The sequence below is a fragment of the Parerythrobacter lacustris genome (assembly GCF_024626475.1).
In the GTDB taxonomy this organism is placed as follows: domain Bacteria; phylum Pseudomonadota; class Alphaproteobacteria; order Sphingomonadales; family Sphingomonadaceae; genus Parerythrobacter_A; species Parerythrobacter_A lacustris.
Genome location: NZ_JANKHH010000003.1, coordinates 555,764 through 570,880 on the forward strand (window position 1 = coordinate 555,764; position 15,117 = coordinate 570,880).

Genomic DNA, 15,117 nt, shown 5'->3' on the forward strand with positions numbered 1-15,117 from the left:
CCTCGGCAAAACCCGATCTCGCTTCGATGATCGGCTGGACACCGCCCGAGGGCTGGCCAGTCGTCACGCGCGAATATTGCAGGCAGGTGCTTACTGCCCCCGGCGAACGCTTCGAGATGGAAACCATCGACATCCGCGGCGTGCCGACCCGCGTATGGAAGAACGCCCCGCCCAACCTGCGAGCTATTACCCTGCTGGGGCGGACGCACGGGGACCGCGTCTTCACGATCTATCAGGACGAACGGGTGACCTTTGATGCCTGGTTCCGGGCGGTGGCAACGCTGGCGCACGAACTGCAGGCGCGCGGTGTGAAAAAGGGTGACCGGGTTGCGATTGCAATGCGCAACCTCCCCGAATGGCCCGTGGCATTCTTTGCCGCGATTACCATCGGCGCGATCTGCGTCCCTCTGAATGCCTGGTGGACCGGCGACGAGCTTGCCTTCGGACTCGCCAATTCAGGCACGAAGGCGCTGATTTGTGACGAAGAACGGTGGGAACGCGTCTTGCCGCACCGTGCCAGCTGCCCCGACCTGAACACGGCGTTCGTCTGCCGCGGGACGGAGCATTTGGAGGGCGCTATCGCGCTGGAGGACGTCATCGGCACGCCCCCTGACTATGCAGAACTTCCAGCACGTGAGCTGCCCGAGGTGGAGATCGGGCCGGAAGACGATGCCACGATCTTCTATACCAGCGGCACGACCGGCAAACCGAAGGGTGCCCTCGGCACACACCGCAACCTGTGCACCAATATCTTCTCGAGCGCCTTCAATGCCGCGTGTGCTTTCATGCGGCGTGGTGAACCGCTGCCGGATCCCAAGCAGAAAGTGGGCCTTACGGTCATCCCGCTGTTCCACGTGACGGCCTGTTCGGCGGGGCTCATGGGCAATGTTGCGGCCGGCAACACCATGATTTTCATGCACAAATGGGATCCGGTCGAGGCTTTCCAAATCATCGAGAGGGAAAAAGTGAACTCGACCGGCGGCGTTCCGACCATCGCCTGGCAGCTGATCGAGCATCCCGAACGCAAGAATTACGATCTCTCCAGCATCGAAGCGATTGGCTATGGCGGTGCACCGTCTGCCCCGGAACTTGTCCGCAAAATCCGTGAAGAGTTCGGTGCGCTGCCTAGCAATGGCTGGGGCATGACCGAGACGATGGCCACCGTCACCGGGCATTCAAGTGAGGACTATCTCAATCGTCCCGACAGTTGCGGACCTCCGGTTGCCGTAGCTGACATCAAGATCATGAGCGAAGATGGTACGCGTGAGCTGACGAACGGCGAGATCGGCGAACTGTGGGCGCGCGGCCCGATGGTCGTGAAGGGTTACTGGAACAATCCCGAAGCAACCGCGGAGACCTTCATCAACGGCTGGGTCCGCACCGGCGACCTCGCCCGGATCGACGAGGAGGGCTTCTGCTACATCGCCGACCGCGCCAAGGACATGATCATCCGGGGTGGAGAAAACATTTATTCCTCCGAAGTCGAGAACGCCCTTTACGATCACCCGGCAGTGACCGACGCCGCTCTTGTCGGGCTGCCGCACAAGCAACTGGGAGAAGAGCCGGCTGCCGTCGTCCACCTCGCTCCCGGAACGACGGCGACCGAGGGAGAACTGCAAGCCTGGGTTGGCGCACGATTGGCCAGGTTCAAGGTGCCTGTTCGAATAGCCTTCTCAAAGGACACGTTGCCGCGGAACGCCAACGGCAAGATCCTGAAGAAGGACCTTGCAGGCTTCTTCTGAGGGCAGGGGATTGCCGCGCGGCATCACTCGATAGGCGGAAGATTGGTTGCTAAGGGGGGAGCGATGGCGGGGAATGAAACAGGGACCAAGCGCTTTGGCGAGAAGCGGGATGCGATCGTGCATGCCGCATCCGTCCTGATCAGCCAGGTCGGAGTCCAGGCGACCACTCTTTCCGAAGTAGCCCGCGCCATCGGCCTCAACGCCACCAGCGTCACCTATTACTTTCCGCGCAAGGATGCGCTCATCGTTGCGGTGTATGAAGCAACGCTCGATCTGATGGAGCACATGGCGCAGACGGCTCTGGCGGAGCCCACGCCCGAAGCGAGGCTGCGTAAGTATATTGCCCAGCATATCGCGCTGCGCGAACGGATCAGACGCGGAGAACGAGGACTGATCACGGCCCTGTCCGAGATCCGTACGCTGGGAGAGGAAAACCAGGAGAAGCTCACAAGCCGTTACCGAGGCGTGGTCGATACGGTGCGGAGTTTTTTTGGCGATCTGCAGTCATCTGAGAGGCGAGCGCTTTACTCGGCGCGAGCGCATATCCTCCTCGAAGCCATGATGTGGTGGCCTGTCTGGTCCCTGCGCTATTCGGTGCTCGATTTCCCGAGAGTCGAAGAGCGGATGTTTGACATCCTGGCGTATGGCCTCCCTGCCAAAAGGGGCGAATGGTTGCCTTTCGAACTTTCCGATCGTGTCTGGCGCACCACCAGCAACGACGAAGCCAGCCATAACGAGGATTTCCTCCGCGCGGCGACCATCATGATCAACGAGCGCGGCTATCGGGGGGCATCGGTGAACCGGATCGCTGAGGCGCTCAATGTCACCAAGGGCAGCTTCTATCACCATCACGAAGCCAAGGACGATCTTGTCTTGGCGTGCTTTCAGAAAAGTTATGATCGACTGTCCGCTACGCAGATGGCCGGTCAGCGCGCGTCAGGGGACTACTGGACGCGGCTGGCCAGCGTATTGCGTGAATTGCTGGATGTGCAGTTCTTCGATGAAATGCCACTGCTCCGCACCACAGCTCTCCAGGCGCTGGAAAACGACCACAAGGTCGATGTGGTAATGCGATCAAACCGGCTGGCAAGGCGTTTCGCCGGAATGTTGATCGATGGCGTAGCCGATGGCTCCATCCGGCCGATCGATCCGCTCGTCGCGAGCCAGATAATCATGTCGACGCTCAACGGAGCGTATGAGGCGCGGCGCTGGGCGGCGCGTTTCGACGACAGCGAACTCGCCATCCGCACTTATGCTTCGGCGCTGTCGGAAGGATTCCTGACCGAAAACTGATCGCAAGGTGGCTAGGGCGCTGCGTGGTTCCGCGGCTCCCGGACCCTCACGATCAGAACAAGGAATGCCGCCAGCAGCGCGGTCAGCGCAATGACGAACAGTGGCAAGAAGCCGTAGGCCGCGACAAGCAGCCCTGCCAGTATCGGGCCGATCGCGGCGATCGCCCCTTCAGCGGTGGTCACAAAGGCGAGGCGCATGGGTGTGTCCTCGCTTGAACCAAACTCGAGCACCATTGTGGTCGAAGCCAGCATCCAGCCCGACCCGCCTACTCCCAGCAGGATGAAAGCCGCGTAGATTGGCGTTGCGGTGCTGCCCAGAATGAGCAGGACGGTGCCCGAGATCGAACTGACGAGAGCAAGAACATAGATCAATTTGAAGCCGAACCGGTCGCCAAGCGGGCCCCAGATGACGTTCGAAACGGTGTCAGACCCCAGGAAGACGAAGCTCAGGCCGCCGATAAGAGCACCATCCAGCCCAAGGCGTGATCCGGCATAGACGGTCCAGAACGGTGCGCCGACCCGCGCCATGGTCGAGAAACACTGGACCAGAAGGAAGGCGGCAAAGCCCCTGTTCTGCAGCAGGATCGGGAATTCTCTGACGCGCTGTAGGATCGGCATTTGCGGCCGCGAGATCGGTGCGGCAGGTTCGCGGATCATGGTCTTGAGGACGACGAGGCCGGCACTTGTCAGGAGGAAGGCAAACAGGAAGGTAGTAGCGTACCCGTTGCCGAGCCACTTGTCGGCGATCAGGTAATTCCCCGCAGCCCATGCAAGGACTGCCGCAATCAATCCGCCGGCAAAATTCCGGTAGCCCTGCAGCCGACCGCGCTGGCGGATCGGGATCAGCTTGCTCATGAGCATCTGGAAGGCGACCCGTTGTGCTCCCGTGAAGAAGCCCAGAAGCAGGAAGCTGACGAATGTGGCGGCGAGCAACAGGTTGCCGGTGAGGAACCATCCAGACAGGGCAAGACACAGGATCATGAGCCGCATCAGCGAGCCTACCCGGATGGCATATGGCAGAATGTGGCTGCGGTGTTCGATGCGGGATCCGCTGGCGATCGGGCTGATCGTCGCTCCCAGCTGAAGCAGTGCCGCTCCGAGGCCCACTGCCGCGGTGCTGCCTGTAAGCAGGAGGAGATAGGCCGGGATAATGGTGGGGGCGTAAATCAGGCGGAACCCGGTCATGCCCAGAACGCCATGGATGAAGTTGGCGCGATAGTTCCGTTTCAGGTTTTCATCGACGAAGCGTGCATGTTCGGCCAGCGCAAGTTGCTGTGCGCTGGCCGGAGCGAGACCATCGGGATCCTCGAGCGGATCCAATGGGTCAATAGCCGCCGATGGCGGCAAACCGATCCCGAAGGTAGCTTGTGCTGCCCCAAGTGGCTTCCAGCACGCGGGAGCGTTTCAGGTAAAAACCGACATCGTATTCATCGGTCATGCCGATACCGCCGTGCAATTGGATACCTTCGTTGGACAGCTTGTGCATGACCCGGTTTGCCTCGGCCTTGGCGACAGTCGCGGCCCGGGCAATTCCGAACCCACTGTCGATAGCCTGCAAGCCGGCTTCAACCGCCGAGCGCATTTGCGCGAGATCCGCAAACATGTCGGCCATACGATGCTGCAATGCCTGGAAGGTGGCCAAGACCTGGTTGAACTGCACGCGCTGCTTGAGATAGTCGAGCGTGGTTTCGAACACCGCCTGCGCCATGCCCAGCATTTCCGCCGCGACGAGGACCCGGGCACGATCGAGCACATCGTCGAGCAGGCTTTCGCCGCCGTTCGCCAGCTTCTGAGCTTTAGCGCCGTCGAAAGTGAGATCCGCATGGCTCCGCTGGTCGGTCAGATTGCGGGTGGTGAGCGAAACACCGTCACCCTTTTCGACCAAATAGAGGCCGTCTTTCGCAGCCACTACGAACAGGTCGGCACCATGTGCTTCGGGAACGAAGGCCTTGGTTCCGCTCAGCTTGCCATCGGTCACTTGCGTTGCGATGGCAGCGGGATCATGCTTCGCCCCCTCGTCAATCGCCAGCGTACCGATAGCCGCTCCGCTAGCCAGCCTTGGCAGCCATGCGGCTTTCTGTTCGTCGTTCCCGCCCAGTACGATCGCGCTGGCGGCGATGGTGTTCATCACTATCGGGGTGGCAGTAAGCGTCTTGCCGAGTTCCTCAACCACGAGACCGGCCGACAGGAAACCGAAGTCGCTGCCGCCATGCTCCTCGGGAATTACGATGCCTGCCCAACCCATTTCGGTCATCGCGGCATAGGCAGCGCGATCAAATGCCTCTGGAGCGCCGCTTGCGCGGACCTTGCGGAATTCGGTGACCGGGCTTTCATTCGCCGCCCATTCGCGCGCCATGTCGCGCAGCATTTCCTGTTCTTCGTTCAGAACTGCCATGTGTCTAACTCCTTCGCGCGTTTACTGGTGGTCGAGCATGCCGAGCACGCGTTTGGCGATGATGTTGTTCTGGATCTCGGTCGATCCGCCGTAGATCGTAGTCGCCTTGCCGTAGAGCCAGGCGCGCACACCGGCGAGTTCGGGTCCGGTGAAGCCGTCACCTTCCCAGCCAAGTCCCTGCTTGCCCATGATCTCGATTGCCAGTTCCGCCCGTTCCTGGCCGAGCTTGGTCCCGAGTTTCTTGAGCGCGGAGCTGATTTCCGACACGCCGCCCTGCGCCTTGCTCTCCTCGACCGCGCGGCGGGCGGTCAGCAGGAAGCTTGACCAGCGGATTTCAACGTCGGCAATCCTGTCGCGCAGCACTTGGTCGGCCAGCTTCCCGTTGCTGTCCACCTGGCTGTGCTTCTTCGCCAGATCGGACAGGCTAGGGCCGCCGCGCCCGGCTCCGGCGCCGGAGATATTGGTGCGCTCGTGCTGGAGCAGACGCTTGCCGATGGTCCAGCCTTGACCCTCTTTCCCGACCAGGTTTTCCTTGGGCACTTTCACATTGGTGAAGAAGGTTTCGCAGAACGGGCTGGTGCCGCTGATCATCGTGATCGGACGCACTTCGACTCCGGGGCTGTCCATGTCGATCAGCAGGAAGGATATGCCGTTGTGCTTGTCGCTGCGATCGGTGCGGACGATGGCGAAGCACTTGTGCGCCCATTGCCCGCCGCTGGTCCATGTCTTCTGGCCATTGACGAGATAGTGGTCGCCCTTGTCCTCCGCGAATGTCTGCAGATTGGCGAGGTCGGAGCCCGCGTTGGGTTCGGAATAGCCCTGACACCAGCGAATCTCACCGCGACAGATTGGCGGAATGTGCTCTTTCTTCTGTGCCTCGTTGCCATATTCCAGCAATGTCGGGCCGAACATTAAAACGCCCATTCCGCCGATTGGATTGTAGGCACCGGCGCGGGCAAGCTCCTCGTTGAGAATGGCCGCCTGCTTGCGGTTCAGGCCACCGCCGCCGTATTCCTTGGGCCACGTAGGCGTGCCCCAGCCTCGCTGTCCGATCGCTTTGCGCCAAGCCTTCTGGTCGGGGGTCTCCGCTCCGCCGATTTCGACGCCGCCCATTGCCAGCGACTTGCCTTTCAACTCCTGCGGGAAATGCTCCCTGACGAAAGTGCGGACCTCCTCGCGGAATGCATCGACACCGCTATCGGCGTCGGTCTGGGAAACGGTTGCCATTGTCTGCTCCTTGAACGTCTGTCGGTTTTGGCTGTGTGGATGGCCGGCAGGCTATTCCGCCGGGTCGGGAACCTGCTCGGCAATGGCAGCACTCTGCCGTTCGCGACGGGCAAGCTCTGCAACGTTGGCCTCATGGCTGGCCCGGTCGATCCGGTAAGCGAAGAGCAAGCCTGCCCCGCCAACATAAAGGACAATGAGCGCCGGCACGTACACCAGGGCCAGCATTCGAGGGATCTCAGGGTCCAGGGTTCGGGGATCCGAACCCGGATCGATCCCGACGAAGGCAACGAGCATCCCGGCCGCAAATACGCCAAGGCCCGAAGTGGATTTCTGCATCAGGGTATTTGCCGCGTAGAACAGGCCCTCCGACCGTCGTCCTGTTCGCAGCTGGCTCTCCTCGACAATGTCGCCGATCATGGCGTGGGTCAGGACAGCAGACGAAACCCCGCAGAGCTGGAACAGCATGGAGAAGAAGAAGACCGCTGCGACAAGCCGCGGATCGCCGTTTTCGAACAACAGGCCGGCAAAGCGCAGCAGGTAGGGCGCACTGGCGAAACACACCGCAATGATCGCGAGCCCGAAGGCAGCGTTCCGCTTGCCGAATTTCTTCGAAACGAAAGGTGCGAAGAACAACGCGAGGAAGGCCCCCACCAGGGAATCGATGGTGAGGATGGCCAATTGCGCCGAACTGAATTCAAAGAAGTATGTTCCGAAGTAGATGTTCAGCGCCGATGTCATCCCGACCGAGGTGTACTTGAGGACACCGAAGGCGAGGATCGCCAGGAAGCCCTTGTTGGAAAAGGTGCTGCCCATCTGCTTCAGCGTCGCCACAGCACCGATCTTGGCGGGCGGGGGCGGCATCTTGAAGTATTTGACCCGGTGCAATGTGCCCAGGCTCGAGATCAGGATGGCGGCAAACATCAGTGCTGCACCGACGATGGCAAACGTCTGGTAGCCACCGGGATTGAGCTGCCCGACGGGGTATTCATCCGTCGGCGCCAGGAAAACCAGCAGCGTAAGAAACGCCATGCCGACCCCACCGAGATAGGCGAAGAAGTAGCGGTAACTCGCCACCGAAGTGCGCTCGTCGTAATCGCTTGTGAGCTCCGGGGCGAGCGCCGAGCTCGGTATCTCGAAAAATGTGATGAATGTGCGCACGCAGCAGCCGACGACCAGAATGTACCAGAAGGTCTGCGTGTCCGTCATGCCCGCGGGCGGCAGAAACAGGAACAGCATGCTCCCTGCGGCCGGGATGGCCGATGCCAACATCAGCGGGTGTCGCCTGCCCCAGCGTGTGCGGATATTATCGGACCATTGACCAACGATCGGATCTGAAATGGCGTCGACGACCAGCGCCACCAGAATGGCAAGCGATACGAGCTCTGCCCGAACGCCCACGACCTGATTGTAATAGAGCAGCAGGAACGAGCGGAACGCGACATCCTTGATGCCGTATCCGATCGAGCCGCTGCCATAGAGCAGCTTGGTAAGGAAACCGAGCTTGGGTGCGGAAGGGTCTGTTAACATCGATCGTTATCTCGCAGGCGAGCCGAAGGCCCCGTCCCTGATGACCTGTTCCCGGGCTTGCGCTTCTCTTGCCCGCAGGCGCGCAAGGTTGGCGCGGTGTGAGGCCTCGGTAATGGGATAGAAAAGCAGGCAAAGGGCTCCGAGGATCCACAGTCCGGCGGATGCGGGAATGTAGTGGAGCAGCAGGCTCTTCTCCATCGCAGTCGTCACTTCCGAGACCGCGACCTTGGTCGGAAATTGCGAAAGCTCCAGCACGATTCCCGCAATCAGGATGCCCAGACCGGCGGAGCATTGCTGCATGAAGCTGGATGCAGCGAAGAAAACGCCGGCGGTGTGCTGGCCCGTTCGCACGGCGTGGTCTTCCACCACGTCTGCCAGCATCGATGACGTGTTGATGAGCGAGATGGCTATCATCGCGCCATAGACTGCACCGATGACGAACAGTGTCGGCACGAGCATCGGATCGCCGGGACGGAAAAATGCATCGAAATATGTCAGGATCAGCGGCGACAGCCCGAGCAGGATGCCGCCGACTGCCATGATCATGGACGTGTTGCGTTTGCCGAGCAGGGCAGAAAATTTCGGTGCCAGCGGGGCAGCAATCGTGGCGGCGACCAGACTGTCGAAAGTCAGCAGGGCGAGCTGGCCTGCCTGCAGTTTGAACACGTAGGTGCCGAAATACAGCGTTGTCGCGGCGTACAGGCCGATGGCGGTGTATTTGAGCACGCCAAAGCTGAAAATCGACAGGAAGCCGCGATTTCGGAACGCGCCGAACATTTCCTTCAGGTGTGAAGGTGGGCTTGCGCCTTCGCCTAACTCGTCCCGTTGGCGCATGTAGGGGACCCGCTTCAGGGTGCCGAGCGCACACACAAGGATGGCGAGAAAGATCAGCGCACCGCCCAGCCACGCGAATTTGACGTAACCTTCGGGATTGAGCTGACCTTGCTCGTACTCCGGCGTGGCAACGAAAAACACCGCTAGCGAGAAAGCCGTGAAGCCGAACGTCCCGGCATAGCCGAACCAGTACCTCAGCCCGAAAAGTCTGGTCCGGTCTGCATAGTCCTCGGTCAGTTCCGGGGTCATCGCGCTCGAGGGGATCTCGAATGCGCTGATCGACATGCGGGTGAGGGAGGCGAGAACGAAGATCCACACGCCCATCTCCAAGTCGCTCAGGCCGGATGGCGGAAACCATGCCAGGACGAAGAAGAAGGCGGTGGGAAGGGCTGATCCGAGGATGAAGGGGTGCCTGCGCCCGATGCGCGACCGGGTTACGTCAGACCAACGTCCGATGAAGGGATCGGCAACGGCATCGACCAGCAAGGTGAGGGCAATCGCGCCGGAAACGATACTGGCAGGAACGCCCAGAACCTGGTTGTAGAACAGCAGGAGATAGGTGGAGAAAGCGGCATTCTTTACACCGTTGGCGATGGCGCCTGTGCCATAGGACAGGCGCGTGCCAAGGGTGAGGGGAGGAATGCTTTCCGCCGTCGCAGGCTGCGCGGTCACTCTGCAGCCTCCACTGCTGCGGCGAGTTCGTCGACCGGAGCATACATTTCCTTCGCTCTCGCGCGCCGTTCAAGCAGCGAATAGTCCGGGAACATCGGATCCGCGACGTCGCTGTAGGCGCGCAGATGCTGCTTCGCGACGGTAACCTTGTGCACTTCCGTTGGGCCATCGGCGATGCCCATCACCATTGACCCGATCAGGCTGCCGACAAACGGCATTTCGTTGGAAACACCCAGCGAACCGTGAATGTGGATGCAGCGATGGGCAATGTCGTGATAGACCTTGGGCATCAGCGCCTTGATCGCGGCGATGTCCTTCCTGACCTTCCTGTAGTCGTGATACTTGTCGATCATCCACGCTGTCTTCAGGACGAACAGCTTGAACTGCTCAAGCTCGATGTAGCTGTCGGCAACCTGCATTTGCACAGACTGGTAATCGGCAATGGCGCCGGTGCGAGTCTTCCGGCTGACAGCACGGCGGCTCATCGCGTCGAGCAAGCGCCTGCAATTGCCGACTGTGCGCATGGCGTGGTGAACCCGTCCGCCGCCGAGACGGGTCTGCGAGATAGCGAAAGCTCCTCCCTGCTCTCCCAGCAAGTGATCGGCCGGGACGCGTACGTCGGTGTAGCGAACGTAGCTTTCGGAACCATCGCTCTGTCCATAGACGCCGACATTGCGCATGATCTCCACGCCGGGCGTGTCGACCGGCACGATGAACATGCTCATCCGCTGATGCCGCGGGGCGTCAGGATCGGTCACAGCCATGACGATCAGAAAGTCCGCCCATTTGCCGTTGGTCGAGAACCACTTCTCGCCATTGATCTTCCAGTGATTGCCATCCAGCTCGGCTCTGGTGACAAAATTGGTCGGGTCCGAACCGCCTTGCGGCTCAGTCATGGAGAATGCGGAAACGATCTGGTTGTCGAGGAGAGGCTCGAGATACCGCTCTTTCTGTTCCGGAGTGCCATAATGCGCAATGATCTCGGCATTGCCCGTGTCTGGCGCCTGGCATCCGAACACGATCGGCGCGAAGGTTGCGCCGCCGAGAATTTCGTTCATTAGCCCTAGCTTGACCTGGCCGTAGCCCTGGCCGCCCAGCTCGGGGCCGAGGTGGCAAGCCCACAAGCCCTTGTCCTTTACTTCCTGCTGCAAAGGGCGAACGAGTTCGTTGCGGCGGGGATTTTTCACATCATATGGATGAATGCCCAGCAGGCCCAAGGGTTCGACCTTTGTGCTGACAAACTCTTCCATCCAGTCGAGCTTCTCCTGAAACTCGGGATCGGTCTCGAAATCCCATGCCATGCTGCTCTCTCCCGCTCGGTGCAGTTTGTGCACTCAATGATTCGAGCATACCGTATTTTTGAAAACGAGCAAGAACGCCATTGCGGTATCGTTACCAGTGCATTCGCGCCAGCAAGCGGAGCTCGGCTGATGGGCGAGTTGTACGGCAAGCCAGGCTCAAGAATATCTGACAGCACTTTTCAGCAATTCACCCTCATCGCAGATCAAAAACATAGGCGGGACGATGTTCGTCTGCTTTCGGCTGAGTTTGCGAAATGCATAACAGGTCATGGCCGGGGGAGGGATCAACATTAGCCACGAGACCGTGCGGCAATGGTGTAACAGATCCGGTTCGCTGTTCGTCAATGACTTCCCTCGTCAGTATGCGAGCAGGGTTTCAGGCTTCCGATTGTGGTCGTGGTAACTCGTCGAAGTAGATGTGAAGACCAACGGGGGGACGCTCGAAAGCTGCGTCACGGTCTCCGCTCGTTTCCTCTCGAGCTCGGACGCCGCAAGATGGTCTGCGGGGAGAAGAGCATGATCGTCGAGAATGCATTCGATATCGTAGGCAGTCAGGCTGGGCTGGAGGGGCGCGTGTAACTCAGTCCGGCTACCCAGCCCATTGCCTCACCTCAGTTAGGGCACAAACCGTCGAACTATCCAAAAGTCGGGGGTATCGGTGTGGGTATTCTCAGTACGAAACTGACAATATGGACATAAAATCAGGTGGTTATTCTGCCTCGGAATATCCCTCCTCCGCTACCAATCTCGCATCCCCTTCCTGTTTGCTTGCTCCCGTATGGACCGCGCCTACTGGCTGGTCGCCCCGCTGCCGCAATGGCGGCAGAAGAAGGTAAAGGCGCTGGTGGGGTTCCTCACCGCCTGACGGCTATTCTTCTGCATCGGCCGCCGTGTCCGCCGCACCGGCCAGGGCGAGCGCCTTGCGGGCGCGCAAATCCTCCGCCACCTCCCGCAGCGAGCCCCTGAAATCGAGGCCGAAGACATAGGATCGCCCGGCCAGCCGGTTCTCGACCATATGCTCCAGCAGCGCGAACAGCGCGTCGCCCTCGAGATCCTGCTGCTCGGCGATGAAGGCCTGGGCGTCCGCCATCGCCGCCTCCGACGCGCGGCGATAGATCGCGGCGGTCGGCTTCTCGGCCTCGGGGCCATTGCGCGCGGACAGCCGGTGCTGGAGCAGGAAGCGCAGGAGTTTGTTGTCCGGCTTGTGCGTCCATTTTGCCCTACCGCTTCGCTGCTTGAGGGCGATGCCGCCGAGGAAGTGGAACAAGTGGAACACTGTCTTAACCGAGAGAAATCGCGCGTCCGGCCTCAAGTAGCGAAGCGGTAGGCCGAAAGGGTGCGCGCACAGTCCTCCAGCCGCTGCACCCCGCGCTCGAGCGCCGCATCCCACGCCGCCGCAAAGCCCTCCGCCCCGGGCCGGTGGCGCATCTTGTACAGCGCCTCGAGACTGCGCCCGATGGACTTCGCCGCCTGCTTGACGATGCCGGTGGCGGCGAGGGTGGAGATGAAGCGGCGCTGGAGATCGGGCGTGATGGAATTCCGCCGCGGCGCAGTGTGGCAATAGGGCGCAAAGGCGAGGAGAGGATCGTCGTCCTCGGGCTCCGGCGCGACATGCGCGACGGCAGAGGTGGCCTGGCGGGGGGTCTTGCGGGTGGGGAGAGGGGGGTGGTCGCTCATGACTATGCCTAAAATGCACATTCCGGCAATGTAGGAAAATGGTTTCTAGCTGGCGGGATTACCGAGCCGCAGGCGAGGCAAGCACGACCGCGCGCCCGAGCCTATTCGAGGAAGCCAAGGCGGGCAGATGCCTGCCGCCCGGCGATTGATGGCAAAACAATGACTCGGAGGGTCGGGGGAGGGGACTGTTGGGTCATAGCATGAAAGCTGACTGCGGAGTCTTTGCGTGTGGGAAATTGGTTTCCCTCTGGCAAGGATGAGCGAACAGGCCAAAGCGCAACAAAGCGACAATCGTTGGGCCTAACACTAGGCAATCCCGGCAGGCTCTCGCTTAGCGTTCGCCGGAGCAGCAAGAGGAGATTACGCGTGCAACTCTCTAATAATATCACGCGATCTAAGGCGTAAAGATATCGATTACGGAGATCAAAACGCTTCCATAACTTGGCAGTATGTACTCAAATACAAACCACGCAGCAAACAGGAAAAATAACATCGACATAAATAAACTAACAGATACTACCAGCGATAATCTTACGATCGCGAATACTCCATTCTTATCGATATCTCCATTTTGAAAAATCTTCTCTGTCTCGGTCGTTTGCTTAAAAATCCTGTTCCCTCGAATAATCGAAAAGCTTGCGACACTTAGGTTCACCATGCTGGGGATAAGCGATGAAAATACGATCCAGTAGGCCCAGTAACTCTGCGTACTTTGGCTACTTGGCTGGTTACGCAGGTCCGCTAGGATCGTATCGATCTCGAACGAATTGCTTGAGGGATTTGGTGCGCCAAGCGTAAGCAAAAACGCACTAGATAATATAATTGCAACACAAAGACCGATAAGTACAAACAGGCCTAGAAATACATCTAAAATACCAAATCCTATTGCCCAAATCGAGTTTCTCATAATGCCAGCTCTCACAAGATAGCGAGTGATGCCAATAGATATCCAATCGAAGAAGCCATTTATATATGTCAATATTGGAAGAAGAAAAACGAGAGATAAGTCACTGTTGGTCAATTCAGGGTCAGTGAAGACAAGGTAAGGGAATAGAATTAGGAAAATAGAAATGCCAGAGACGCCAATTATCACAATCAATAGACGCAGTAGCCTTGAATTCAAGCTCATTGAATTGTACGCAACACAAGAAATCAGAAGTATGACTAATCCTACAAGGAATGGTGGTGCATACGGCGATGCATTAGGTCCGACTGTAAAGCCAGAGACTACGAGGGAGTAGGTGACGGCTACACAGAACAAGGCAGAGCCAACGCCGAAGGCAATCGATCTCGACAATGCTACAGTGATAGTCATGAACTGGATGATAAGAATAAGAGAAATTGCTCTAAAACTGAACCCCAAAACTGCAGTAAATATTAGAATTTCAATGCAGATTATGAAAAAGACCGCGAATATTTGAACTAAAGTCTCGGCTCTTTCTTCAAGTTCTTCATTTGTTAGATGCCTTGGATCACGTGATGATTTTGAATCGGTGGTCTGAGCCGTTCTTCGGTTATCATGCTTCGGCGGTTTAAGTAGTGCTAACAAAGCGGGTAGCGCCAGAGTTAAGATAAAGATCAGTCTTTTCCATAGTGGAGCGTCGATTGGAAGGCCGAGAGCCTTGCCAAGGCTACCTATTGACTGACTATCGACACACCATGCGATCAGCGCGCTCAGTAAGGGGTAAATCAATGCAATGGCGATGCAGCGATCAAAGGAATAGGTTGTCCAGTTGGATCTAGAGTTACCTGGTTCCCCGAGGAGCTGTCTCGCTGATCGGAGTCCTTTTAAAACGAGATATTGGTATTGGCGACCTATTCGTCCGCCAGAAAGATAGTCTTTAGCGAAAATGCGACGAACGTGAGCGACTTTTAGACGATCAAGCAATGATGAGTATCTATAGATGTGAATCGATACTGACAATAATGTTAAGAAAACAAACAGTATCACGCCAATTTGTATGGGTGGCATTTTATCCCACGGCGTTAATACTATCGTGAAAATTTGAATCAGGAATCCGGCAACGAGCGCGCTTGCAAGCGGCTGATTTGCGATGATTCGAGTGAGACTAGATTTCCCCAAGCTAGTCGCTGATGCCCCCATTACCCTAAGAACGTCCACTGAAGGGCTTATCGTGAAAAATCGACGGTCATTCAAGTAGACATGGTTGATGACGTCCACACCCGTGTGCGCATCTCGGCAACACTTGAACCCCCCCCACCCGAATCCCCCTGAGGTCGCGCCAATCGAAGCGACGCGCATGGTCCACCTCGGTCAATAGAGCTGAACATTGCCGGCTATGTCTCGGTGGCCAGTCACTGATGCGATGTGGTTCTCTTCTATTGGGGTTGGGCCTGTTCACTCCGGTCCTTCGAGACGCCCACTGCCTTCGGCTTCGGGCTCCTCAGGATGAGCGGGGCGGGGTGAATCGTTCGGAAGCTGCCGTCAA

The 15,117-nt window shown here is 58.6% G+C and carries 11 protein-coding genes; 2 read left to right on the top strand and 9 right to left on the bottom strand.

All coding sequences use genetic code 11. The features are described 5' to 3' along the window. Nucleotides 1-26 precede the first annotated feature (26 nt). Both NSO95_RS06150 and NSO95_RS06155 read left to right on the top strand, forming a co-directional pair. On the top strand, nt 27-1,742 hold the full coding sequence (locus NSO95_RS06150) for a class I adenylate-forming enzyme family protein (RefSeq protein WP_257595374.1): 1,716 nt from the start codon (nt 27-29) through the stop codon (nt 1,740-1,742). A 63-nt stretch (nt 1,743-1,805) separates the two neighbouring features. Further along, nucleotides 1,806-3,035, top strand: coding sequence for a TetR/AcrR family transcriptional regulator (locus NSO95_RS06155; protein ID WP_257595285.1), 1,230 nt, complete (start codon nt 1,806-1,808; stop codon nt 3,033-3,035). 11 nt (nt 3,036-3,046) lie between these two features. Here NSO95_RS06155 and NSO95_RS06160 read toward each other — a convergent pair whose 3' ends face one another. The 9 genes from NSO95_RS06160 to NSO95_RS06200 form a co-directional block, all read right to left on the bottom strand. Continuing rightward, the gene (locus NSO95_RS06160) at nt 3,047-4,381 is read right to left on the bottom strand and encodes an MFS transporter (protein WP_257595286.1); all 1,335 of its coding nucleotides are present in this window, start codon (nt 4,379-4,381) and stop codon (nt 3,047-3,049) included. Further along, a complete protein-coding gene (locus tag NSO95_RS06165; protein ID WP_257595287.1) occupies nt 4,359-5,429 on the bottom strand; it encodes an acyl-CoA dehydrogenase family protein in 1,071 nt (356 codons plus the stop codon). The genes NSO95_RS06160 and NSO95_RS06165 overlap by 23 nt, the downstream gene beginning before the upstream one ends. A gap of 21 nt (nt 5,430-5,450) precedes the next feature. Then, nucleotides 5,451-6,656, bottom strand: coding sequence for an acyl-CoA dehydrogenase family protein (locus tag NSO95_RS06170; RefSeq protein WP_257595288.1), 1,206 nt, complete (start codon nt 6,654-6,656; stop codon nt 5,451-5,453). A 51-nt stretch (nt 6,657-6,707) separates the two neighbouring features. Beyond that, a complete protein-coding gene (locus NSO95_RS06175; RefSeq protein ID WP_257595289.1) occupies nt 6,708-8,183 on the bottom strand; it encodes an MFS transporter in 1,476 nt (491 codons plus the stop codon). 6 nt (nt 8,184-8,189) lie between these two features. Beyond that, complete coding sequence (locus tag NSO95_RS06180) at nt 8,190-9,689, bottom strand: MFS transporter (RefSeq protein ID WP_257595290.1); 1,500 nt, start codon at nt 9,687-9,689, stop codon at nt 8,190-8,192. Continuing rightward, nucleotides 9,686-10,939 (bottom strand): acyl-CoA dehydrogenase family protein, encoded by a 1,254-nt coding sequence (locus NSO95_RS06185; protein WP_366518996.1) that lies wholly within the window; start codon nt 10,937-10,939, stop codon nt 9,686-9,688. Before NSO95_RS06185 ends, NSO95_RS06180 begins: the two co-directional genes overlap by 4 nt. A 919-nt stretch (nt 10,940-11,858) precedes the next feature. Further along, entirely contained in the window at nt 11,859-12,266 is a 408-nt protein-coding gene (locus NSO95_RS06190; RefSeq protein ID WP_257595292.1) for a hypothetical protein, read from the bottom strand. 32 nt (nt 12,267-12,298) lie between these two features. After that, nucleotides 12,299-12,667, bottom strand: coding sequence for a hypothetical protein (locus NSO95_RS06195; RefSeq protein ID WP_257595293.1), 369 nt, complete (start codon nt 12,665-12,667; stop codon nt 12,299-12,301). Nucleotides 12,668-13,061: 394 nt separating this feature from the next. Then, nucleotides 13,062-14,849: a hypothetical protein gene (locus tag NSO95_RS06200; RefSeq protein ID WP_257595294.1), complete on the bottom strand. Its 1,788-nt coding sequence runs from the start codon at nt 14,847-14,849 to the stop codon at nt 13,062-13,064. Between the last annotated feature and the right edge of the window lie 268 nt (nt 14,850-15,117).

What these genes read in the sequence shown, in the direction of transcription:
- NSO95_RS06150 (WP_257595374.1), top strand. Translation starts at nt 27, where the DNA reads ATGATCGGCTGGACACCGCCCGAGGGCTGGCCAGTCGTCACGCGCGAA.
- NSO95_RS06155 (WP_257595285.1), top strand. Translation starts at nt 1,806, where the DNA reads ATGGCGGGGAATGAAACAGGGACCAAGCGCTTTGGCGAGAAGCGGGAT.
- NSO95_RS06165 (WP_257595287.1), bottom strand. Translation starts at nt 5,429, where the DNA reads ATGGCAGTTCTGAACGAAGAACAGGAAATGCTGCGCGACATGGCGCGC.
- NSO95_RS06170 (WP_257595288.1), bottom strand. Translation starts at nt 6,656, where the DNA reads ATGGCAACCGTTTCCCAGACCGACGCCGATAGCGGTGTCGATGCATTC.
- NSO95_RS06175 (WP_257595289.1), bottom strand. Translation starts at nt 8,183, where the DNA reads ATGTTAACAGACCCTTCCGCACCCAAGCTCGGTTTCCTTACCAAGCTG.
- NSO95_RS06185 (WP_366518996.1), bottom strand. Translation starts at nt 10,939, where the DNA reads ATGGAAGAGTTTGTCAGCACAAAGGTCGAACCCTTGGGCCTGCTGGGC.
- NSO95_RS06195 (WP_257595293.1), bottom strand. Translation starts at nt 12,667, where the DNA reads ATGAGCGACCACCCCCCTCTCCCCACCCGCAAGACCCCCCGCCAGGCC.